General features: G+C 38.0%; 19 protein-coding genes. 7 read left to right on the top strand and 12 right to left on the bottom strand.

Annotation, left to right across the window (positions count from 1 at the left end; all coding sequences use genetic code 11):
- Positions 1-42: 42 nt before the first annotated feature.
- From RGQ13_RS11615 to amrS, 4 genes are all read right to left on the bottom strand, one after another.
- Complete coding sequence (locus tag RGQ13_RS11615; protein ID WP_348389914.1) at positions 43-1,281, bottom strand: efflux RND transporter periplasmic adaptor subunit; 1,239 nt, start codon at positions 1,279-1,281, stop codon at positions 43-45.
- 208 nt (positions 1,282-1,489) lie between these two features.
- Positions 1,490-2,539: a metal-dependent hydrolase gene (locus RGQ13_RS11610; protein WP_348389913.1), complete on the bottom strand. Its 1,050-nt coding sequence runs from the start codon at positions 2,537-2,539 to the stop codon at positions 1,490-1,492.
- A 5-nt stretch (positions 2,540-2,544) separates the two neighbouring features.
- Positions 2,545-3,153 (bottom strand): hypothetical protein, encoded by a 609-nt coding sequence (locus tag RGQ13_RS11605; RefSeq protein WP_348389912.1) that lies wholly within the window; start codon positions 3,151-3,153, stop codon positions 2,545-2,547.
- Between the two features lie 11 nt (positions 3,154-3,164).
- Complete coding sequence (gene amrS / locus RGQ13_RS11600) at positions 3,165-4,247, bottom strand: AmmeMemoRadiSam system radical SAM enzyme (protein ID WP_348389911.1); 1,083 nt, start codon at positions 4,245-4,247, stop codon at positions 3,165-3,167.
- Between the two features lie 88 nt (positions 4,248-4,335).
- Here amrS and amrB point away from each other — a divergent pair, with 88 nt between their 5' ends.
- Both amrB and amrA read left to right on the top strand, forming a co-directional pair.
- Complete coding sequence (gene amrB, locus RGQ13_RS11595; protein ID WP_348389910.1) at positions 4,336-5,112, top strand: AmmeMemoRadiSam system protein B; 777 nt, start codon at positions 4,336-4,338, stop codon at positions 5,110-5,112.
- Positions 5,090-5,680 carry an AmmeMemoRadiSam system protein A gene (gene amrA, locus RGQ13_RS11590; RefSeq protein WP_348389909.1) on the top strand — a complete coding sequence of 197 codons (591 nt, stop codon included), beginning with the start codon at positions 5,090-5,092 and terminating at the stop codon, positions 5,678-5,680. The genes amrB and amrA overlap by 23 nt, the downstream gene beginning before the upstream one ends.
- A gap of 240 nt (positions 5,681-5,920) precedes the next feature.
- On the opposite strand, the gene RGQ13_RS11585 is transcribed toward amrA, so the two are convergent.
- On the bottom strand, positions 5,921-8,128 hold the full coding sequence (locus tag RGQ13_RS11585; RefSeq protein WP_348389908.1) for a S46 family peptidase: 2,208 nt from the start codon (positions 8,126-8,128) through the stop codon (positions 5,921-5,923).
- Positions 8,129-8,446: 318 nt separating this feature from the next.
- On the opposite strand from RGQ13_RS11585, the gene RGQ13_RS11580 reads away from it, so the two are divergent.
- A complete protein-coding gene (locus tag RGQ13_RS11580) occupies positions 8,447-8,926 on the top strand; it encodes an aminoacyl-tRNA deacylase (RefSeq protein WP_348389907.1) in 480 nt (159 codons plus the stop codon).
- 209 nt (positions 8,927-9,135) lie between these two features.
- Here RGQ13_RS11580 and RGQ13_RS11575 read toward each other — a convergent pair whose 3' ends face one another.
- A complete protein-coding gene (locus RGQ13_RS11575) occupies positions 9,136-10,464 on the bottom strand; it encodes an Hsp70 family protein (protein ID WP_348389906.1) in 1,329 nt (442 codons plus the stop codon).
- Positions 10,465-10,569: 105 nt separating this feature from the next.
- On the opposite strand from RGQ13_RS11575, the gene RGQ13_RS11570 reads away from it, so the two are divergent.
- On the top strand, positions 10,570-10,989 hold the full coding sequence (locus tag RGQ13_RS11570; protein ID WP_348389905.1) for a DUF1294 domain-containing protein: 420 nt from the start codon (positions 10,570-10,572) through the stop codon (positions 10,987-10,989).
- An 87-nt stretch (positions 10,990-11,076) separates the two neighbouring features.
- Positions 11,077-11,259, top strand: coding sequence for a hypothetical protein (locus RGQ13_RS11565; RefSeq protein ID WP_348389904.1), 183 nt, complete (start codon positions 11,077-11,079; stop codon positions 11,257-11,259).
- Between the two features lie 224 nt (positions 11,260-11,483).
- Here RGQ13_RS11565 and RGQ13_RS11560 read toward each other — a convergent pair whose 3' ends face one another.
- Positions 11,484-13,019: a Ppx/GppA phosphatase family protein gene (locus tag RGQ13_RS11560; protein WP_348389903.1), complete on the bottom strand. Its 1,536-nt coding sequence runs from the start codon at positions 13,017-13,019 to the stop codon at positions 11,484-11,486.
- Positions 13,012-15,078 carry a polyphosphate kinase 1 gene (ppk1, locus tag RGQ13_RS11555; RefSeq protein WP_348389902.1) on the bottom strand — a complete coding sequence of 689 codons (2,067 nt, stop codon included), beginning with the start codon at positions 15,076-15,078 and terminating at the stop codon, positions 13,012-13,014. The genes RGQ13_RS11560 and ppk1 overlap by 8 nt, the downstream gene beginning before the upstream one ends.
- A 197-nt stretch (positions 15,079-15,275) precedes the next feature.
- Between ppk1 and RGQ13_RS11550 the strand changes: the two genes are divergently transcribed.
- Positions 15,276-16,664 carry an IgA Peptidase M64 gene (locus RGQ13_RS11550; RefSeq protein WP_348389901.1) on the top strand — a complete coding sequence of 463 codons (1,389 nt, stop codon included), beginning with the start codon at positions 15,276-15,278 and terminating at the stop codon, positions 16,662-16,664.
- Between the two features lie 84 nt (positions 16,665-16,748).
- On the opposite strand, the gene RGQ13_RS11545 is transcribed toward RGQ13_RS11550, so the two are convergent.
- Positions 16,749-18,758, bottom strand: a complete 2,010-nt coding sequence (locus RGQ13_RS11545) for a DUF5666 domain-containing protein (RefSeq protein WP_348389900.1) — start codon at positions 18,756-18,758, stop codon at positions 16,749-16,751.
- A gap of 246 nt (positions 18,759-19,004) precedes the next feature.
- On the opposite strand from RGQ13_RS11545, the gene RGQ13_RS11540 reads away from it, so the two are divergent.
- Positions 19,005-19,679, top strand: coding sequence for a 1-acyl-sn-glycerol-3-phosphate acyltransferase (locus tag RGQ13_RS11540; RefSeq protein ID WP_348389899.1), 675 nt, complete (start codon positions 19,005-19,007; stop codon positions 19,677-19,679).
- Between the two features lie 10 nt (positions 19,680-19,689).
- On the opposite strand, the gene RGQ13_RS11535 is transcribed toward RGQ13_RS11540, so the two are convergent.
- The 3 genes from RGQ13_RS11535 to RGQ13_RS11525 form a co-directional block, all read right to left on the bottom strand.
- Complete coding sequence (locus RGQ13_RS11535) at positions 19,690-20,115, bottom strand: GNAT family N-acetyltransferase (protein ID WP_348389898.1); 426 nt, start codon at positions 20,113-20,115, stop codon at positions 19,690-19,692.
- Between the two features lie 107 nt (positions 20,116-20,222).
- A complete protein-coding gene (gene ilvN / locus RGQ13_RS11530; RefSeq protein ID WP_348389241.1) occupies positions 20,223-20,720 on the bottom strand; it encodes an acetolactate synthase small subunit in 498 nt (165 codons plus the stop codon).
- Positions 20,720-22,444: an acetolactate synthase 3 large subunit gene (locus tag RGQ13_RS11525; RefSeq protein WP_348389897.1), complete on the bottom strand. Its 1,725-nt coding sequence runs from the start codon at positions 22,442-22,444 to the stop codon at positions 20,720-20,722. Before RGQ13_RS11525 ends, ilvN begins: the two co-directional genes overlap by 1 nt.
- Positions 22,445-22,584 lie beyond the last annotated feature (140 nt).

Raw genomic sequence — 22,584 nt, 5'->3', positions numbered from 1 at the left:
CCTGTTAATTTTAATTATTAATTTCTGTATTTTATTTGGTTGTTAGTTATTTAATGATAACTGGCTGAATTGGTTGTATTTGCTGGTGTCACTGCTGACAATTTCTTCGCCTTCAGTTAGGCCTTCTGTAACCACTAGTTTGTTTTGTGATAGCTCACCAAAGGTTACGCTGCGTTGTTCTAATAAATTGCTTGATGTACGTACAAATAACGCTTGTTTAGAACGGGGACGTAATCCTGGTGCTTGATTAATAAACGTTGCTTTGTCGTTATGCATTACAAATACTTGCGCCGATATAGCCAAAGAAGGGCGAGCATTTGAGGTTAACTCACCATCAATAACGGCTTCCGCAAGCACTGAACCATTAGAAACAACGCTTTCGATGCGGGTTATGTGAGCGGCAATTTTGCCTTTTTGAGTATCTATAATTACGGGGGCATTTATGTCAATTTGATCTGCTTGATGTTGCGGTAAACGCAAACGGGCAATAAGCTCTTTATCGCTGCCAACTTTTGCTAATGATTCACCCAATTGCACACTCTGGCCCAACTCAACTTCTAGAGTTTGCAATGAACCCGTGATGCCGGCTTTTACTTGCATATCTGCTAATTGCTTTTCTAAAAGCGCAACTTGCGATGCTTGTTGAACAATGGTGATGTCACGTTGAGTTAGCTGGTAACCTTGCATTTCAATAAACTGCTGATATTTTTGTTTTTCAAACTTCAATCGTTTAGTTTCTTGTTTTACCGCTAACTTGGCTCGTTGTAATTCAATTTTTGACGATACGCCCAAATTCATTAAATTTTCATTAACCGATAATTCAAGTTGTGCCTTTTCAATTTCAGCTTCAATGTCGGCAATGCGGCCCTGGTAATTTAAGCGTTCGCTTTGTTGTTCGTATTTAAACGCTTCTAACTGGGCTTGTTGTTGCGCAAGCTGTCCTTGTGCTTGGCTAACTTCTTGTTCAAGCTTAGGGTTTGTTAAGTGCAAAATAATGGTGCCTGGCGTTACCTTAGTACCTGGGCGTACTAAAATTTCAGCAACTTTTCCTAACGCCGGAGCCGTTAATAAACGCTCTCTTGCTGAAGCAAACTCACCGTAGGCGCCGCTGTATATATCTAAAGGTCCATTGCTAACCGTTTGAAAAGATAAGTTGGCGATATCAACAGTTTTGCTAGCCTTACTGCTTACTGCAAAAGTGGCGTAGCCAATTAAGGCTATAAATAGGCTTATTGCGGCAATTTTTTTCCAAGGCTTTTGCTGGGCTAGTTCAATTTTCATCATTACTCATTAATATTTACATTGTATTAACTTTTATATGGAATATTCGTGCCAATATTAAAACTTGTTTATTTACAGTGTCTTATAGTTTTTAGGTAGGTGAGGTTAGGGGCTATATGTTCGCTTTTAAATATGTTGTGTTCGGTTTTGAATAATGACTGAGCAGTTAAGTTTTAGCTAAGTTTCAATGTCTATATTACATTAGCGATTAATTAGCGGTCACAGCCTGCTCACTAAAATATTTCATTCGATATAAGTGCCATTCATTAGAGTGGTTAGTTTGGTTTTTTCTGCACATACCATAACGAAACGATGGAATAACATTGGGCCAGTGATAGCGTAAATCACTAAACCAAACACAGGTGTGTTGCGGTGTGTGCTGGTAGTCATAAAAAATAGGGTATGCGCTGAACTGATGAAACGCCTTGAACTTAGGGTGTTGCCATACTTGCAATGCATGGTTGTTCATTATTGGCCCTGAGGGCAAGGTGTTATAGTGTTGCCAAGTTAATTGCTCGCTAAGTTGATAGCTTGCTTGTTGCGGTAAACCAAATTTACTACTAACCCATTGAGCAATGGGATCACTGCCCAGCTTAATGTATGTCTGAACAAAGCCATGCTCTGTTTGACTTATGGCTTGCCAGTAAAGCAAGGAAAATGGTTGGGGTAGCAGGGTAATGGTTTGCTGGTTTCCACTAAGAGACTGTTCAATATTATGCTTGATGTTAAATACCACCAGTAGGTAGCAAGCGGGTAATAATAACGCGAGTATTTTAACGATTTGATGATTGACGATAATGAGTAATAGCAAACTACACAATGCTATTACGCTGAAGTAGACATCAATCACAAACAGTACATTGAAAGCGAACCGATAACGACTTATTGGCGCAAACCATTGGGTGCCGAACGTCGTCAAACTATCAAGTAGTGGGTGAGACGTTATGGCCAGAAAACATAACCAATATAATTGTTTTGTTGGCAGTTGCCAGGAAGTAAAACGCTGCCAACATTGCATTATTAGCCAAGCCCACAGAGGTGCCAGCAATAAAGAGTGAGTTTCAGCCCTGTGCCAGTAAGCAATAAAATCCAACGGGTTAATTAGAAATAACAGATAGTCAATATCTGGAAACAGCGCAGCGCTGGCGCCGATGATTGCCCGTTTACGCCAAGATATTGAGCTTTGTTTGTTGAGTCCACTAGAGCGGGGCAACTGTGCAATTGCAGCGCCAACAATTGCATGGGTTAAGGCATCCATTTATATTACTTACCGAGCCTAATTGGCCGGCTAATTACTCTTAATGCATGGTATAACTTGCTGTTTCGCTTTAACATGCGCTGCAATAATGCCCTGGTTTTGACATGTTGCTCACTCTTATCAACAAAATAGAAGGCTAAACTCAATAAATAGACCGACGTTACCGATAGTTCATCACCTACACGCTTTATGCCAGTGTGATCTCTACCTGCAGCTTGGAGAAACCACTGTACTGTTCGGCTAACGCGTGTAATGCCATGGGCTTGCAAGTGAAAGTGGCCTGGTTCAAATTTATAGGCAAAGATTTCTTTAACCAGGTCTTTGTGAGGAGCAAGAAAATTAAACCAAGCCATAATACAATCAATAAGGCACTCGGTACTGGTTAAACTTTTTCGGTCTAGTTTACCTGCAAGCTGTAGCATGGCGGCATCTGCCTGATCAAACAACGCTTCGGCCATATCGTCTTTCGAGCGATAATAAGTGCGGATAACGCTAAGGTCGCAGTGTAACTTTTCGGCCAATAACAACATACTAAAGTTCTCCCAAGAACTTTGCTGCGCTAGTGTCAGAGCTTCATTTAATATTACTTGTGGTGTTATTTTTGAGCCATTCATCATTGCACCATTTACGTTATCGATACAGGAATACGCTGCCTACCAAAACCATTTTTGTATTCACCAAACATGCCATTTATTTTCTTGCCGCAGTGTTGGCAATTACCGCTTGAAGTTAAATGATATTGACTTATTTCATACCAGTTTCGTTTTATTACAGGATGCTGGCAGTTCGGGCAATAGGTTGTATCGGAATCTACATCAAATACATTACCGCAGTATACAAAGTTAAGGCCGTAATTTTTCGCAATACTTCTGGCTTTTAATAGGGTTGTAATAGGTGTATTGCCTTTATCGAGCATTTTAAAGTCAGGATGGAAGGCGCTGAAATGTAGGGGTACGTTTAGACCAAGGTTTTCAGCTACCCATTGACACATATTGTTTAGCTCTGCATCAGAGTCGTTTTCATCTGGAATGAGTAGGGTAGTTATTTCAAACCAAACATTAGTTTCATTTTTTAAATAGATCAGAGTGTCTAACACTGGTTGCAAATGACCATGGCATACCTTGTGATAAAAGCTTTCAGTGAAGGCTTTTAAATCAATATTAGCGGCATCCATGTGTTTAAAGAATTCAACTCTAGGCTCATCACAAATATAGCCGGCACTTACCGCAACGCTTTTTATACCTTGTTCTTTTGCTGCAATTGCGGTGTCTATCGCATACTCCATAAATATAACTGGGTCGTTATAGGTAAACGCCAAGCTTTTGCAGTGTTGTTGCTTGGCTGTATTTGCCAGTTGCTCTGGCAACGCTGTAGCGCACAGGGTATCTAACTGCCTTGATTTACTCATGTCCCAGTTCTGGCAAAACTGGCAACTTAAATTACAGCCGGCAGTGCCAAAGGAGAGTACGCTACTACCCGGGTAGAAATGATTCAGTGGTTTTTTTTCTATAGGGTCAATACAAAAACCAGATGAGCGGCCATAACTGGTTAATACTATTTCGCCCTTATGATGCATACGCACAAAGCAGCTGCCACGTTTGCCTTCTCTTAATGTGCAATGCTGTGGGCATACATCACAACAAACCCTGCCATCATCCATTTGATGCCAAAACTTGGTAGGAAAATGTTCAATAAGGGTGTCTGTCATATTTATTACCACCTATATTAACTATAGCTAAATAATTTTATCTATACTTAATAGTGATGTTAATTTAGTCGACTTCCAAGGAGTAAAGGTGAGCATTCGAGAGCCTGCGGTAGCAGGCAGTTTTTATTGTGATGATCCAATAGATCTGGCCGACAGTGTTATGCAGTGTATTGGTGAGTTTGTTGATGCTGGCGTGCATGCCAAAGCATTGATTGTTCCCCATGCTGGCTATATCTATTCAGGGCCTGTTGCCGGTGCGGCTTACCGGTTATTGGCTAATAGCTGCAACGACATTGATCGGGTAGTTATATTAGGTCCTTGCCACCGCATTGCTCTTCAGGGGTTAGCGGTTGCCAGTTATGAAGCGTTCTCTACTCCTCTAGGTGATATAAGCGTTGACATACCTGCTTGTCAAAACTTAGTGGATAAAGGGTTAGTGCAATACTCAAATGAAGCCCATCAGTTTGAGCACTCATTAGAAGTGCAATTGCCATTTTTACAAGGATGCTTAGCTAAGTTCACTATTTTGCCTATTGTGGTTGGTGCTTGTTCAATTGATGATGTATATACAGTCATTAATGCGCTTAATGTTGAAGGTACTTTGTTTTTGATAAGCACCGACATGAGCCATTTTCATACTTACCAACAGGCCAATGCTATAGATAACTTTAACATAGTACGTATGCTTAATTTTGATACTGACCTAACTGGCGAAGATGCATGTGGCAGTAATGTATTAAATGGTTTTTTTAAATTTTGTGATCATGCCAAGTGGAAAATACGTATGGTTAAATATGAAAACTCAGGCGATACAGCAGGTGATAAAGAGAAGGTAGTAGGCTATGCCAGCTTTATCGTGTATTGAATTAACCAACGCCGAGCAAGACCTTGCCATAAACCTTGTTAGGCAAGTATTAACGCAAGCGGTAAAAGAAAACTGCTATATCAAGCCTCTTGCACCCAATTCTAAAGCACTACTAACACCTTGTGCCTGCTTTGTTACCTTGTATGTTCAAGGTGAGTTACGAGGATGTATTGGTACTATGCAAAGTGAGCGGCCATTATGGGAAAACATTTGCAAATACAGTTACAGCAGTGCGTTTGAAGATTATCGCTTTGAGCACCTAACGGCTGATGAACTTGAAAACTTAAGCTTTCAAATATCAATATTATCAACGCTTGAGCCTATGGAAAACAAAGGCGAGGCGCACTTGCTTGCAGAGTTAAAGCCAAATGTTGATGGCTTAGTACTCGAATATAATCAGCATAATGCATTATTTTTACCGTCGGTATGGGAGTCATTGCCCAAACCTTACGATTTTGTTGGCAAGCTTAAGTTAAAGGCTGGTTTGGCTGAGGATTATTGGCATGAAGACATTAAACTGCAACGCTTTCAAAGTTTTAAAATAGAAAGCGAGAAAGCTACAAACTAGAAACGAGAAACGAGAAACGAGAAACGAGAAACGAGAAACTAGAAACGAGAAACGAGAAACTAGAAACTACAAACGAAAAGCGGCCCCGGTACTTCCTCTGCCATCTTCTCTACACTTTATTTTGTCTTCCCGTACCTTTTCTTTTGTCTTCCCGTACTTGATACGGGATCTTAAATCTAGAAAGCAAAAAGGCTACAAGATTAAACCTTGTAGCCTTTTTTATTGAAGCTTTCCTGCTTATTATTCAGCTACAGTAGTTGTTACTTCACCGTTTGCGGACATTTCAACAATATCCATTTCATCAATTAGGTTGGTAGCGCCATCAATGTGCTCCATAACCCAAAGCATGTAACGTACGTCGACATGTATTGAACGGTTCAATTTAGCGTCGTAATCCCAACCGCCAATAATACTCTCGTATACACCATCAAATACTAAGCCAACAAATTCAGCTTTGCTGTTTAACGTTGGTGAGCCAGAGTTACCACCGGTAATATCTAATGTACCTAAAAAGTTAACTGGAACAGTGTTTAAGTCATCTTTGGTATACGAGCCGTATTGTCTTTTGTTGATTAAATCGAGCTGCTTTTTAGGGGCATCAAATGGGAATGCACCTGTATCTTTTGCAACAATACCTTCTACTGTAGTGAACGGCGCAGCAGTGATACCATCTTTAGGTGAATAGCCTTTTACGTTGCCGTATGTTACACGTAACGTACTGTTTGCATCGGCATATACAGGGATGTCTTTTGATTTATTGTAAGCAATTAATGCTTCCATAAATTTAGGGCGATACGCTTGTAAATTGCCAGCTAATTCTTTGCTGCTGTCTTCAATGGCTTTACGCGATTTAAAGGTATTAACAGCTAATTGAATGAATGGGTCGTTTGAGTTGTTAAACTCTTCTACGCTTTTATTCATCCAAGCTAAACGAGTTTCTTCATCGGCCAATTCAGTAGTTTTGTAAATAGCATCAAGTTTACTTTTTAATGCAGTTTCGTTTAAGCCATTTTCTAGAGCGAAGAATTGATCAAGCTCTTTAATACGTTGCTTTTCAGGTAAAGCTGCGTAATGCGTTAACATGTGCGTTAATATTTTTTGATCAATGTCTAAGTCTAAACGACGGTTAATGGTTTTCATGCCTTGCGCAAAACGGTCCATGTCACGCTCTTGATAGCCGCGCTGGCGCTCAAGATCTGGTTTCGCTTTTTCAATGGCTAAGCGGTGTAGTTTATTTGCGGTGGTCAGTAATTTGCTTCTTGCCATGTAGCTTAAAACATAACTGCGTGGCGCAAACTCTTGGCTGTCATTAACTAGTTTGTTTATACCTGACAAAGCACTACCGTATTTAGCTTTACGTTTTGGATTACTGTTAATCCAAGTACTTAATTGTGCTTCAAGCTGCTGTTTACGCTCAAGCGTTGTGCCTTTGTTGTAGCTTTCTATTAATGAACCGTAGTTCTTGGCGTAATTTGCCAAGCTTGCCAATTCATTTTGATACTTAATACGTTTATCGCTACCCACTTCTGAGTTTTCATGGATCAAATTAATGATTTCTTCACGGTAAGACTTGGCTACAGGGTAAGCCCAAGTGAATTGATGCTCAACTTCACTCGCTACGCGGTAGCGGTTAGTTCTACCTGGGTAACCCAATACCATAATGTAGTCGTCTTCATTAACAGAAGCTTTATTCACTTTTAAGTGATGCTTAGGTTGATATGGTACGTTATCTACAGAGTAATCAGCAGGTTGCCCATCTTTACCAACGTATGCACGGTAAAATCCGTAATCACCGGTATGACGCGGCCACATCCAGTTATCAATATCACCGCCATATTTACCTACACTTGATGCAGGTGCATGCACTAAACGTACATCGCGGATCATTAATTGTTTAAATAGGTAGTACTCAAGACCGCCGTGAAAGTTAACAACGCTACAACGATAATTCTTATCTTGTTCACATTGGCTAACTAGCTTCTTGCTATTAGTGTCGATAAATTTGTAACGTTCGTCACCCTTCATTGCTGTTGTAATACCACCTTTAATAAGCGGTGTTACTTCGGTAATTTCTTCGGTTACATAAATACGTTGACCAGGAGCTGCTGGTAATTCTTCAGCGAACGATTTTGCTAAAAATCCATTTTTAAGTAGGTTGTTCTCTTCTGTAGAATTATATTGCACTGAGCCATATACGCAGTGATGGTTACTTACTACTAGAGCTTGGTCTGAAACAAACGAAGCGGTACAACCGCCTAAGCTTACAATCGCGCCCATTGGAAATTCGGTAAGATTGGTTAAGTCAGTTGGGTTTAATTCTAAACCGGCAGCAGTTAGTTCTTTACTAATGCTAGGTAATTGATGTGGTTGCCACATGCCTTCGTCGGCGACAGAAAGGGTACTTACTGCACTAATTGCGCACAGCAGTAATGATGATAATTTACTCACCTAATATTCTCCATGATAAATTCTTTTTATAGATTTGAGCGTGAGTTTGCAAAAACATTTAGGCATAGTCAAATTGAATAATTCAATAATTGTTATAAAAATTATCTACTAGTGAATAATGGTTTACAGTTAAATATCTACTTTATATCTTTGTATTAACTTTATTGTTATATATCAGCAGTTTATTTTGATTGTTAGTGTGAATATTTATAAGTTTGTTAAAATAATTTTATTGCTTTTAATTATGCCTATTTGAGCACATGCAACTATACTTAAAGAACCTAATTAGTATTCATTTACATTGTTTTGGAGGTATTTATGTCTGTTGCAAGCCGACTAGATTCGTACTTGAATCAACATCAAATCAATTATCAGGTGATCCCTCATTTTCATAGCCTTAATTCTGTTAGCAGTGCCATATCTGCTAATGTGCCTCTGTATAAAATTGCAAAAGCGGTGATGCTAGAAGATCATGAAGGACGTAAATTAATGGCCGTATTACCGGCTAATAACAAGGTAAGTATGTCGTTTATCAATGATGAATTACTTGGTAGTTATCGTTTAATTAAAGAAAATAAAGTTTATGAATTATTCAAAGATTGTGAACACGGTGCGGTTCCACCTTCAGGTGATGCGTACAACATGACGATGATTTGTGATTCATTGCTTGATGATTTAGATGAGGTGTATCTTGAAGCTGGCGATCATGAAAACTTAGTATGTATTGATCATGAAGGCTTTAAAAAACTAACCGAAAACTCTAAACATATGAGGTTTAGTCGACAGGTTTTTCATTAATCTAGAAACGACAAACGAGAAACTAGAAACGAGAAACGAAAAGCTAGGATGTGGGTTCCCACTCTACTTCCTGGCGGGCTAACTCATACTATTTCCTGACGAATGTCAGGATCTCGCTTGTAGTTTAGATCCTGAAACAAGTTCAGGAAATTGTTAGTGCGGGGAAAGGCCGAAGCTAGAAAGCTTGTAGCCTTCTAGCTGATCGCTTTCTATCCAAACTTACGGCCCGCATCTATAGCCAAGCCCATGCCTACGCTGCCAAATTTGTCGCCATCTACTATTTCAGTGTTTGGGAATAAATCGACAATAGTTTGTCTCACCATAGGTATTGCTGTGGTACCACCGGTCATAAACACTTTAGTAATATCGGTGTATTTAATGCCTGCATCAGCAATAGTAAGTAAGGCCTGCTTTTTAATATTGTTTACTTCTGTTTGTATGGCGTCATGTAATTGATCAATGCTTAAATCTACGTTTAACTTTGACTCAACATAATCTAAATCTATATTAGCGCTAGCATGTGTGGTTAAATCAATTTTTGCTTGTTCAACATCTATGGCTAATAGATGACCTTCACGTTTGTTAATCACGTTTAATAAGCGGTCTATCAATTGTTTGTTCTCAACCCTAAATGCTAAATCTTTTAACGAAATTTTTGTGTTATTTTCATATAAATGATGAATTTTGTGCCAGGTGGCTAACTCATGGTAATAGCTTGATGGCATAAACATTTGCTTGCTTTCGCTATGAGAAACATTAGCAATTGAGCTACGGATGCTAAATTGGCTATCGGTGTTTCTAATTTGTTTAGTTTCTTTAAATTTACTTTTATAACCCAGGTGCGGCATAACCGTTTCAAGGCTTAATTTTCGGTCAAAGTCGGTACCACCAATATGAATGCCGCCATTGGCTAGAATATCTTCTTCACGCTCACTTCTAAGCGCACGCTCAGGTGATAAACGCACAACTGAAAAGTCAGACGTACCACCACCAATATCAACAATTAAGGCGATTTCTTCTTTATTAATGCTTTGTTCAAAATCAAGAGCTGCTGCTATTGGCTCGTATTGAAACAATACATCACTAAAACCTGCTCTTAATGCTGCTGTTTCAAGCGTATCTTGCGCTAACAAATCGGCCTGTTTGTCGTTATCAACAAAGTGTACTGGCCTGCCTAATACCACTTGCTCAAATCGATGGTTAGCACTGCTTTCAGCTCTTGCTTTTAAATGACTTAAAAAGCTGGTGACGATGTCTGCGAAAGGCACTTGTTGCGACTTGATTTGGGTTTTTTCTTCCATTAACGGTGTACCCAATACACTTTTTAATGAGCGCATAATACGGCCAAATTCGCCATCGATGTATTCATTAATTGCGGCTCGGCCTAAAAATGTTTGGTTGAGTTCAAAATGAAAAAATATTGCGCTGGGAATGGTAAATTTACCACCTTCTAATGGTAATAATATCGGGCTGCCATTTTGTATGGTGCCAAAGGTAGAGTTAGAAGTGCCAAAGTCTAAGCCGCAATATTTATTCACAAAGGATCCTTTCATAATAGTTCAGGGGTATTTTAGGCTGGCAATTTTACGCTGTGTTGGTTAACTTGGCTACAACCTTATATAAATACTTATTGAATTATCAAAATGACTCAATCAGCTTCTAAGCAGCATACTTCAGTTAATAAAAGAAAATCGTCTCTATGGACGTTGTATCTGGCGTATTTGTATATATTGGCTATTGGAGGGTTAGTCCTTATTGAGTACGTTTCACTGCACTTTTTAACCGGGTATGTGTTGCTAAGCATTGTCACAATTATTGTTTATGGTTGGGATAAAAGAGCTGCGCAATTAAATCGCTGGAGAACCTCTGAGCAAAGTTTACAGCTTCTGGCTTTAATTGGTGGTTGGCCAGGTGCTATTTGGGCACAACAAAAGTTTAGGCATAAATCTAAAAAACGTTCCTTTAGAATACAGCTTTGGCTAATGATCGTGCTCAATATATCTACCTTTGCTTGGTTTTTTGTACCACCGGTGAGTAATTTTATTGGATCATTAATTTACTAAATATAAGAATTGGTTTGGCAAGAAAAGCGTTTATTGCATAAACTTATGAGAGTTAACAAATTCTGATAATCTTTTAAGGTGCTCTCAATGGTTAAGTCTTTATGTAAATGGAAAAAAAAAGAAGTAGAAAATCATTTACATGAACTGTGGCATATTGTTGATAAACCACGTCATATTTGTAAAGACTGCGCTCGCGCATCACATACCAAAGGCTATTTGTGTAAACCAATTAAACTGCCTCACGATACTCATTCAGATAATAAAGGTTGACGAAGTCTAACTAACCTGAACTCGGGATAACAACTTGCTTTCTAGCTGCTGTTTTTCCTTACCACTACGTTAAATTTATTTGCAATAGACCAGCTATTGACGCACAAATTTGCCTTGTGTTAAGAAAAAACATCTGGCTAGAAACATAAAAATATAGAATTTTATAAATTACAGTACGTTAACTAACTTCTTATCCCGAGTTCAGGTTAACTAGCTTTTAACTGTTAAACGCCTTTGTAGCTTAATTTAATTCCTAATTTCTGCATTTGTTTAATCTCGGTATCGAGGTTGGCTTTAAATAATGCCTTATCAATCAACCACGCCTGTGGAAACTCTAGCTTAACGTTGTTTTTATTTACGCTCACTGTCCACGCGGGTAGAAAGTTCTCCTGGCGCTTTTGGGTAAACACTACAGCTAACCTAAAAATAAAAATAAGACGAATTACATAATCATGCTCAAACAGTGCAAGCGTTGGAATAAACTGTTTAGCTATTTTTTTACGATGCAAGCGTAATAGGGTGGTTAACAGGATGACTTCATCTTGATTAAAACCTAGCATACTTGCATTTTCGACAATGTAAGCGGAATGTTGGTGATAATTAGTTGAGTTTATATGTATGCCTACTTCATATAAAACACTTGCCCAGCGCAAATATAATTGAGTTTCTGGTATTGCAGCGAAACTCCAACCAGCTTGGCAGTTATGTAACAGTTGCATACAGATTTGTGCGACTCTCTCGCTATGTTGTTGATCTACACTTACTCGTTTAATTAGGCTGGTAATGCTTCGTTCTCTAATGTCATCATGTTGTAAATGATCTTCCATTTCATAGATAGCACCTTCCCTAAGAGCTTTATCGCAATATTCAAGTTGGTCTATTTCAAATAGCTCAAATATAGCTAACATAATTAGTAAACCGCCTACAATTACATGCTTACGCTCAGCAGCTAAACCCAGTAGCGTTATATCGTCAAACTGTTCAAACTTAAGTATGGCATTTTTAATGTCATATAAAGCCTGAACAGTTAGCGGACCTTTGCAAAAGTTGTTGGCCAGGGCTATTTCAGTTAACGCAGAAGCTGTACCTGATGTACCGATAGTTAATTGCCATGAAATTTTTTTATATTGGCTAACTATCGGCTCTAGTTCTTGCTCTGCTGCCAACAATGCTTTTTTAAAGCATTTATTGTCGATATTACCTTGACCGAAATACTGTTTAGTTAAGCTAACACAGCCAATATTTCGGCTGCTAAGTGCGAGAGTATTAAAACCATTACCAATAATAAGCTCGCTGCTGCCACCACCAATATCGATGACTAATCGATTATGTTGATAGTGCATAGAGTGTGCTACCCCTTGATATATAAGGCGTGCTTCTTCTTGACCAGAAACAACCTGAATTGGATAGGGAATTATACTCTTCGCTTTATTTATAAATTCAATCGCATTGTTTGCAACTCGCAAGGTGTAAGTTGCAATGATATTCACTTGATCGGGGTGGAAGCCTTTTAAAGTTTCTGCATATATCGCTAAAGTTTGTAAACCACGCTCAATGCTTTCTTCAGTTAAGTTTAAATCGTCGTTTAAACCTTGTGCCAAGCGAACTCTGAGTTTTTCTTTTAATAAAATTTGTACATCTCGTTCAACGATTCGGGCAAGTACTAAATGAAAGCTGTTTGAGCCTAAATCAACTACAGCCACTTTTTGAGCTCTACCTAAAATTTGCTCTTGGCTTGCCTTTGCTAAAGAATTAATCATGGTTTTCACATTGCTTTAAATATTGATAAATTTCTCGTTGCGAGCTTAATTTCTTAAGGTTTTTGCTGCTGACATAGTCATTTTTCTGCTGCTGGTCAATTATTCTAGCCTTGCAATTATCGTTAATTTGTAACTCGAGAATGTCGGTAATTTGTTGCTTTAAAGGAGGGGAATATATCGGTAAACCTACTTCTACTCTATCTTCTATGTTTCGTGCCATCCAATCCGCAGAAGTGATAAATACTAATGGCGCACCATTGTTTTGAAATAACATAACTCTGGCATGCTCTAAATATCGGTCAACGATACTGGTTACCGTTATACGCTCGCTAATACCGGGCAAACCTGGCTTTAAACTGCACATGCCGCGAATGATCAAATGAATATCTACACCAGCATTACTGGCATCATACAGTTTGTCGATAAGCTTTTTATCTACCAGATTATTCAGCTTTAAAATGATCTTTGCTGGCAGGTTTGCTTTGGCATTTTTGATCTCGCTTTTAATTAACTGATTAAGTCGCTTACGCTGATTAATTGGCGAAATCAGCAAATGATCAAAATGAACGTCTTTATAGCTGTGTTCGATAAATTTAAAGACGTTATCTACTTCTTCTGCTATTAGCTGGTTTTTAGTAAAAAAGGCGAAGTCAGTATATATCTTGGCGCTATCTTCATTGAAATTGCCGGTACTTACTTGCGCGTATTTAACTATTTTCCCTTGCTCGACTCTGTTTACTAAACATAATTTAGAGTGAACTTTTAATGAGTCTATGCCAAACAGAACTTTGATACCGGCATCGGTCATCTTTTTCGACCATTCGATGTTATTGCTTTCATCGAAGCGCGCTCTAAGCTCTACATTTACGGTTACCTTTTTACCATTGCGCACTGCATCTAATAATGAACCAATAATTTGTGACTTTTTTGCTACCCGATAAATGTTTAACTTGATTGATGTAACTGCAGGATCAAAGGATGCTTGGCGAACAAACTCTTTAAAATGATGAAACTTGTGGTAAGGGTAGTACAGCAATATGTCTTGCTCGCTAATTGCTTCAAAGGTCGTGTTGTATTTACAAAATTGTTGGTTGTCCAGAGCAGGCCATTTTGTATATCTAAGGTTTACCTTGCCAACGTTTGGAAACTTAATAAAGTCTTTGAAATTACGATAACGACTACCTGGAGATGTGCTGTCATAGCTTGTAAAACCGAGTAGTTTCTTAAGTTTGTTTTCCATGCGTGAGGGCATTTGTTCATCGCACACAATGCGTACCGGATCAGCATGCAGACGTTGCTTTAAGCTTTTAGACATTTTCATCAATATTGAATCGTCTAAGTCTTGTTCACTGAGTAAATATTCAGCATCTCGGGTGATTTTAAATGAATAAGCGGTAATATCATCAAACACAAATAGCCCTTTGAAAATATCCGTTAATGAAAAACAGACAACATCATCGAGTAAAATAATTTTTTGTATATTGCTGCTTTTTTCTTTAGGCAATAAAACAAAGCGATTTGTTTCGGTACAGGGCACTTCAATTGCTGCATACTGATACTTATTCTGGTTATTTAACTCAACAAATAGATAGGTTAAGTGATCTTCTATACAGCTAGGGAAGTCGATTAAATTACTGATAATCAATGGTTGAGTGTAGCGCAGCACTTTATTTGTAAAGTATTGCTTTAACCATTGTTGATGATATTGTGAAAGGTGTTCATGGGTAATTATTTCAATACCATTTTTTTTCAACTCTTGCTGAATTTGTTGGTAGGTTTGATTGAATTTGTCATTTAGTTTAATTACTTGTCGTTGAATATTATCGATTAATATTTGGTATTTATTTAACGATTTCAAATCTCCTTCTGCTTTTTTTAGTAACGCTTTTCGTTTGATTTCGGCAACCTTAACTCGAAAAAATTCATCTTGGTTATTTGAAAATATGCCTAAAAATCGAACCCGCTCAATAACCGGGTTATTAATATCTTGAGCTTCTTGTAATACGCGTTCATTAAACGCTAACCAGCTAAGTTCTTTAGGGTAATACAAATGTGACATATTTCACTTGTTAATTAAATATAGAGTTATCAATGCATTATGAAGTGGTTGGACTCTGCTATTAATGCAGTTATCTTACTTAACTGTAGTATAGCCATTAGATAAATCCAAAATTAAATACTCAAATGACAGTTGACTAAAGGCAAATAACTAATGATATTAGTTATGAGACCCTTTACTCTTTCAATAGGATCAAAATGAAAATTATAATAGCGTTATTGGTATTAATGTTGTCTTGTGGCGCTGCTGCAAATGTGCAGACTTTACGTGTTGATTATTATCATACTGGCGATAGTCAGCAAGAAATTTTTTCGTTAGATAATGTGGTGATTGAGCCTTTGAGCTGGCCTGGGTCAAAAACACAAGTGTTAGATGACTTAAATCGTGGTAAATACCGTTTCATCGTTAAAAATAAAGCGTCTAAGAAAGTGTTATTTAGTCGCAGTTACAGCTCTATTTATGGTGAGTGGGAAACTACGGGCGAAGCCAAAAAAATCAAACGTACTTTTCATGAGTCATTGCGCTTTCCTATGCCTGATGAAGAGGTGATTATTGAAATTGAAAAGCGTGACGCAGAACATCAGTTTCAAAATGTATGGACTACACAAATAAACCCCAATCATTACTTAAACCATAGAGAGTCTGCAGCCTATCAAGATCAGGTTATTGCCATTGAACAAAATGGTGATCCAAAAGATAAAGTCGATTTACTTATTTTGGGAGATGGTTACACGGCAGCAGAGTTATCTAAATTTAAGCAATCGGCAAAAGAGCTTACCGAAGCATTGTTTGCTACTAGCCCATTTAAAGAGCATAGAAAAAACTTTAATGTGTGGGCGTTAGCACCAATTACTGATGAGTCAGGCGTTTCCCGTCCGTCTACCGGAACTTATCATGACAGCCCTTTAGGCGTAACCTATGATGCTTTTGGCTCTGAGCGTTATGTACTTACCAGTGATAACCGAAATTTTCGTCGCATAGCGTCCTCAGCCCCTTATGACTTTGTTGAGATCATCGTCAATAACGACACTTATGGCGGCGGCGGTATTTATGGTTTATTTTCAACGGCTGCAGCAAACAGTGATTGGGCGGATTATTTGTTTATTCACGAATTTGGCCATCATTTTGCCGGACTCGCTGATGAGTACTACACCAGTTCTGTTGCTTACGCCGCGCCAACAAACATCATAGAGCCGTACGAGCCAAATGTTACTGCTTTATTAAATGGTAATACATTGAAATGGCAAACAAAAGTTAAAAAACAAACCCCTTTACCAACACCGTGGCCAAAACAAGAATATGAGAAACACTCATATGAGTATCAACAAATTCGTGGCCAGTTGCGTAAAGACAACAAGCCTGAAAGTGATATGGATAAATTGTTCCATCAAAACCAGGATATTGTTGAAGGCATGTTTTCTAAAGCAGAATTTAACGATGTTATAGGTGCCTTTGAAGGGGCAAACTATTCTGCCAAAGGCTTTTATCGTAGTGAGTTGAACTGCATTATGTTTACTCGCACCGATGATTTTTGTAATGTGTGTCAACAAGCCATTGTTGATGTGATAAACCTGTACTCGAATTAATAAAGCTAGTTTTTAAAACAAAAGGTCTTAGTAATATGCACTAAGACCTATTATCTTAAGGTGAGTTTTTAGTAGATAGAAACCTTAAAAATCTTTTTCAAAGTCATCATCCATATCATTATCTACTTCAACTTCAGAGGCAGTGAAGCTACCATTTTCATAACTGCCTTCTACTTCAACATTGGTTAGGGTAGGGAATAAATCAAAAAATGCACTGCTTGTAATTGACTCTTCTGAATCATTTTCAAAAACCGTATTTTCATCATAACTGATGGAGATGTTGAATATATCGAAACTCGTTTCAGTTAAATGATGATAAGGCCCTTTAACTTCTAGTTCTTCGTCTTGGTCGACGATTTCAACTTCTCGAGCGACAAATTTACCCATATGCATGCCACCTTCAACTTCAACCATAGTGCCATCGATAATAAGTTGGAAAAACTCCGCTTGAGTTAGAGTTTCGTCATTGGTGAGAGAAGCTATGGCTAAGTCTGTTTCAACATCATTTTCAAAGCGAGTATGCTCTTTGGTGTAAATAGTCTGGCCAAATACATCAAAGGTGTTGTTGTCAGTAATGTTAGTAACAGGACCCGTCATACCTCGGTCTTGATCGTGATGCTCAAATTGATGTTCAAACTCTTCAATTTCCACTTTCGTGACAACAACCCCACCATTGCTGAAATACCCCTCTACTTCAACGCGCATACCATCAAGTAACTTATTGAAAAATTGTTCATTTGTGACATGCTGATCGTCAATTTCATATTCTGTTGTATCGTTTATCGTTACGGTGAATGAGAATATGTCAAAGCTAATGTATGGAACAATATTACTTACTCGGCCTTCAAATTTAGGCTCATCAAAATCATCACTATCATTTTCATCTTTTTTGATGATTTTTGTGGCAAAGTAATCGCCACTACTGTTTCTAAATCCTTTAATTTTTACATAATCAGATGCGCTAATATCAACAATATTAAAGTCATGTTGATCGCTCTCAGTATCATCATTAAAGCGAGTATATTCGTTATAGTTAAACTCTATGCCTAACACTGTTATGGTTTGGCTCGTCATATCAATAGCATCTACCGGGCCTGCAACTTTAACTTTAATACGCTGTACAAAATAAATACTTGAAGCAACTAAGTTATTATTATCGTCGTAATGGCCTTTTATTTTAACTAACACGTCATTTGCTAATGAACTTTTATCACCATATCTGAACCGAGTTTGCTCATTGGTAATAATATTTATATCTCTTATGGAAAAGCTGTTGTCATCTTGTAAATTACTGATAAACCCATGTAAATGATGATGTGAATGCTCTTCGTCATCATCTTCTCGTTTGAAAGTAATGAGTTTCACTTCATCGGCTTGCAGAGTTAAATTGATAAGATTAGTCAGCTTTCCTTCAACTTTAACGAATTTATTATTTGCTAAATCAGTTTCATTAAAGTTATCGAAGCTTGCCATAGAGTAGTCTATGGTCAAGTTGCCCAACATGAATTGTTTGTTCGTCGTATCAAGTTCTTTGATCAAACCTTTGATGGTGATGTCATTACTGTCATTTTGTTTTTCAATGCGAGTAGCAAGTAAGTCGCCGTTATCATTAAAATGGCCATTAACTTCAACAAAGTCACCAACCATGAGATTGGCAAAGTTGGTATCATCAAAGTGGGTTAAATCGTTAACTAATACGGTTTGTCCTTGCACTATCAAACTGCGTGTATCTAGGTTTATAGCTTCAACTAGGCCTTTAATTTCAGCACTGTAAAAAATGTGATGAGCAACACCTGTTAAACCATCATCATTGATACTACCGTCAATTTTTACGATCATACCAAGAGCTAAATCTGACTCATTTAACGGACTGCCGTCATCATTAGATATTTCTGCATTGCTAGTGTCGTATTTCACCCCATTGACAAACACACTGCCAAAACCGGTAATTTCACCATCGGTTAGCGTATTTATGTCTTTGACTTGTTGGTCGGTAAGGTTAACCTCGGGGTCACTGCTTGATGAGCCTCCGCACGAGGTAATTAGAATGGTAGATAGACAAATAGCCAATGCAAAACTAATGAATTTAAGCATGACAGACTCCCTTCAAATGAACTTGGTTTTACTTTCAGTGCATCAAGTTTAGTTTAAAAAGGCTATAAATACCTTATTCCACAATATAAATAAGGTTATTTATTGATTCATGTTATTCATATGAATATAAATTGTTGAAAGCGCGAGATTTCTCGTTTTAGGGTGGTTTAAAACTAGGTCTAGTTATTACTGGTCTAATCTGTAATGATTGAGGGCGGATAGCACATTTAAAAAGAAGGGCTGTTAGTGCGTTTTATTAGTTTTATCTTACTGACTTGGGTTAAGTATTTATCAACGTTGTTCTATAAAATTGAACAGCATTGGCTGTCGGATGAAAAACAGCAGCATTGGCAAGATATTAACCTGATCGTAATTTTAAATCACACCAGTTTGTTTGAGCCGGTATTGCTACGCAATATTCCATTGTCATTTTTATGGAGAATGTCTAATCAGTTAATGGTCCCAGGGGCTGACAATACATTGCAAAGGCCCATTGTTGGCAAAGTATTATACTCACTAGTACCTGGCTGTATTCCTATTAGTAGAAAAAACGATGACACTTGGACAGATTTTCTTAATAAGGTAAACGATAAAAAAATTACCGCCATTTTACCGGAAGGGCGAATGAAGCGGCCTACTGGTTTAGATAAACATGGTAATGAAATGACGGTTAGGGGCGGCGTTGCGGACATAATATCTCGTTTAAATAAAGGAAAAATTCTATTTGTGTACAGTGGAGGTTTACATCATATCCAGTCACCTGGAGATAAATTTCCAAAAGTATTTAAAAAGATAAAGCTTAATCTAGAAGTTGTTGATATTACCCAATATAAATATCTACACCAGGCAGAACATGAAGATAAATTTAAAACGAATGTAATTAACGATATGCAACAGAGGTTAAAGAGTAAAATACCCTAATTCCTAATTCCTAATTCCTAATTCCTGACCTGTATTGGAAACATTGAAGGTTAAGGTTATTTTGATTATAGGCCTGAAATCTAGGCTGTAAGTTCACAGGTAACTCAGCTACGTTAATTAAAGCAAAGCCTAGCTTTTGATAAAACTCAGTTAAATCACTATCTGCGAAACAAGTAATATCATTATATTGCTGCTGGCATTTAATAACTAATTGGCGAGCTAATCCTATTTTTTGCTGGTCCTGCTTAACTACAAGGGCATGTAGAAATGGCGTGGTAGTAGTATATGAAACAATTACACAAGCGATGATTTCTGCATCATTGTTGCTAATATAAAAACACTGATCCTCGCCCATAAAACTGGCGCTGTAACGGTTATTTTTATAAAAACGTTTTATTACTGATTTATCTGCTTTCGTTGCGAGTTGTATCTGCATAAATAAATGAGGGTCTTTCAACTAGGGTCAGAGTCATTGTCGACACACTAGTGTCGTCCCGTTGAAGAACGGGATCTAAAACCTGACTCTGACCCTAGTTTTTTAATTTATACGCGTAGCGCTTTTTCGCCGCGAGCTATGCCGACAGTACCTGAGCGTACTACTTCAATGATCTCAGTTTCGTTGTTTAATACGCTAATAAATGATGCGATTTTATCTTCATCACCAGTTAACTGAACCGTATAAATTTGCTTACCAACGTCAATAATATCACCACGGAAGATGTCAGCGATACGCTTAACTTCGGTACGAGTGATGTTGTTCATGGCCAGTACTTTTACTAACACTAACTCACGTTCAATGTGAGCTCGGTCAGTTAAGTCGGATACACGAATAACATCAATAAGCTTATTAACTTGTTTGGTAATTTGTTCAAGCACTTTGTCATCACCAAATGTAGATATGGTAATACGAGAAATTGTTGGCTCGTCTGTTTCTGCTACACATAGGCTTTCTATGTTAAATGCACGTTGAGAAAATAAACCCACAATACGTGAAAGGGCACCAGGTTCGTTTTCTAATAAAATTGATAGGATACGGCGCATTATACTTTCTCTCCTTTTTTAAGCCACATGTCGTCTACTGCTCCAAAGCGTACTTGCATTGGATAAACGTGTTCTTTTTCATCGACTAAAACATCCATAAACACTAAACGATTTTTAATTGAAAATGCTTCTTTCATTGCACTGTCTAATTCATCAGGGTGGTTTACTTGCATGCCAACATGGCCATAAGCTTCAGCCAATTTAATAAAATCTGGTAATGATTCCATATAAGATGAAGAGTGGCGACCACCGTATATCATGTCTTGCCATTGACGTACCATGCCAAGCGAGCGGTTATTTAAAGTAACAACCACTACAGGTAAGTTATATTGTAAACAAGTAGATAACTCTTGAATGTTCATTTGTATAGAGCCATCACCAGTAACACACACAACGTGTGCGTCAGGGTAAGCTACTTTAACCCCCATTGCTGCAGGTAAACCAAATCCCATGGTGCCTAAGCCACCTGAGTTGATCCATTGACGAGGCTTTTTAAACGGATAGTATTGCGCGGCAAACATTTGATGTTGACCAACGTCTGAACATACATAAGCATCACCATTAGTGTGCTTGTAAATAGACTCTACAACTTGTTGTGGTTTAATTTTATCTGGGTGTTTTTCATAGCTGAAGCTGTTTAGCTTGCGCCATTCATTAATTTCACTCCACCATTCTTTAAAGTCGTCTTTGTTATGCTTGTGGTCAACGGCATCTAGCTCTGCTGTTAACTGATCAATAACAACGTCAACATTACCTACAATTGGTATATGTGCATTAACGGTTTTTGAAATAGATGTAGGGTCAATGTCAACATGAATGATAGTGGCATTTGGACAGAACTTTTCAACTTTGTTGGTCACCCGATCATCAAAGCGAGCGCCTAATGCTAGGATAATATCTGCACCAGCCATGGCTTTATTTGCTTCAGCCGTGCCGTGCATACCTAACATACCAATAAAGTTGTCATGTACGCCGCTTAGGCCGCCTAAGCCCATTAATGTATTGGTACAAGGAGCATTTAAGCGCTCAACAAGTGTGGTTAATTTTTCTGATGCATCGGCAAGAATAATACCGCCACCAGTATAGATAACTAACTTTTCAGCGTTAACAATTTTTTCTACCGCTTTTTTAATTTGCTTACGGTGGCCTTTAACGTTTGGATTATAAGAGCGAATTTGTACGTCTTTATTCATTACAAACGGCATTTTAATATCAGGGTTTAAAATATCCTTAGGCAATTCAATAACAACAGGTCCTGGACGACCTGTCATCGCGATATATTGGGCTTTAGCGACCACGTTTGGTAACTCGCTAGCACTACGACAGTTAAAACTGTGCTTAACGATAGGGCGAGAACAACCAATAATATCGGTTTCTTGAAATGCGTCGCCACCAATTAGGGTTGATGCAACTTGGCCTGCGAGCACAACCATAGGAATTGAATCCATGTAAGCATTAGCAATACCGGTAACACAATTTGTATTACCTGGTCCTGATGTGGCTAATACATAGCCACATTTACCTGAAGCACGGGTGTAGCCATCGGCCATATGAGTTGCTGCTTGCTCATGACGGACCAGAATATGACTAACTTTGTCTTGTCTAAAAATAGCATCATAAATATCTAATACTGAGCCGCCTGGGTAGCCAAAGATGTATTCAACATCTAACTCTGCAAGAGATTTTATAAGTAGTTCTGCTCCTGAATATTGTTCTGTGGTCATTTTGTTGCCTTATTTAAAAGTTTTTTTCGTCCAGAAAAAACAAAACCCTCGGTTTTTACAGCGAGGGTTTTATGAATTATTATGCGATTTATAAATATTCAGTCACAACCCTTGGCTTGGTAATAAAACCACGACCAGTA

It is taken from the genome of Thalassotalea psychrophila, from assembly GCF_031583595.1.
Lineage (GTDB): Bacteria > Pseudomonadota > Gammaproteobacteria > Enterobacterales > Alteromonadaceae > Thalassotalea_A > Thalassotalea_A psychrophila.
Note: the sequence above shows the minus strand (reverse complement) of the source record. Positions and strands in the feature narration are given on the sequence as shown.

What these genes read in the sequence shown, in the direction of transcription:
- RGQ13_RS11615 (WP_348389914.1), bottom strand. Translation starts at nt 1,281, where the DNA reads ATGAAAATTGAACTAGCCCAGCAAAAGCCTTGGAAAAAAATTGCCGCA.
- RGQ13_RS11610 (WP_348389913.1), bottom strand. Translation starts at nt 2,539, where the DNA reads ATGGATGCCTTAACCCATGCAATTGTTGGCGCTGCAATTGCACAGTTG.
- RGQ13_RS11605 (WP_348389912.1), bottom strand. Translation starts at nt 3,153, where the DNA reads ATGAATGGCTCAAAAATAACACCACAAGTAATATTAAATGAAGCTCTG.
- amrS (WP_348389911.1), bottom strand. Translation starts at nt 4,247, where the DNA reads ATGACAGACACCCTTATTGAACATTTTCCTACCAAGTTTTGGCATCAA.
- amrA (WP_348389909.1), top strand. Translation starts at nt 5,090, where the DNA reads ATGCCAGCTTTATCGTGTATTGAATTAACCAACGCCGAGCAAGACCTT.
- RGQ13_RS11580 (WP_348389907.1), top strand. Translation starts at nt 8,447, where the DNA reads ATGTCTGTTGCAAGCCGACTAGATTCGTACTTGAATCAACATCAAATC.
- RGQ13_RS11570 (WP_348389905.1), top strand. Translation starts at nt 10,570, where the DNA reads ATGACTCAATCAGCTTCTAAGCAGCATACTTCAGTTAATAAAAGAAAA.
- RGQ13_RS11565 (WP_348389904.1), top strand. Translation starts at nt 11,077, where the DNA reads ATGGTTAAGTCTTTATGTAAATGGAAAAAAAAAGAAGTAGAAAATCAT.
- RGQ13_RS11560 (WP_348389903.1), bottom strand. Translation starts at nt 13,019, where the DNA reads ATGATTAATTCTTTAGCAAAGGCAAGCCAAGAGCAAATTTTAGGTAGA.
- ppk1 (WP_348389902.1), bottom strand. Translation starts at nt 15,078, where the DNA reads ATGTCACATTTGTATTACCCTAAAGAACTTAGCTGGTTAGCGTTTAAT.
- RGQ13_RS11550 (WP_348389901.1), top strand. Translation starts at nt 15,276, where the DNA reads ATGAAAATTATAATAGCGTTATTGGTATTAATGTTGTCTTGTGGCGCT.
- RGQ13_RS11545 (WP_348389900.1), bottom strand. Translation starts at nt 18,758, where the DNA reads ATGCTTAAATTCATTAGTTTTGCATTGGCTATTTGTCTATCTACCATT.
- RGQ13_RS11535 (WP_348389898.1), bottom strand. Translation starts at nt 20,115, where the DNA reads ATGCAGATACAACTCGCAACGAAAGCAGATAAATCAGTAATAAAACGT.
- ilvN (WP_348389241.1), bottom strand. Translation starts at nt 20,720, where the DNA reads ATGCGCCGTATCCTATCAATTTTATTAGAAAACGAACCTGGTGCCCTT.
- RGQ13_RS11525 (WP_348389897.1), bottom strand. Translation starts at nt 22,444, where the DNA reads ATGACCACAGAACAATATTCAGGAGCAGAACTACTTATAAAATCTCTT.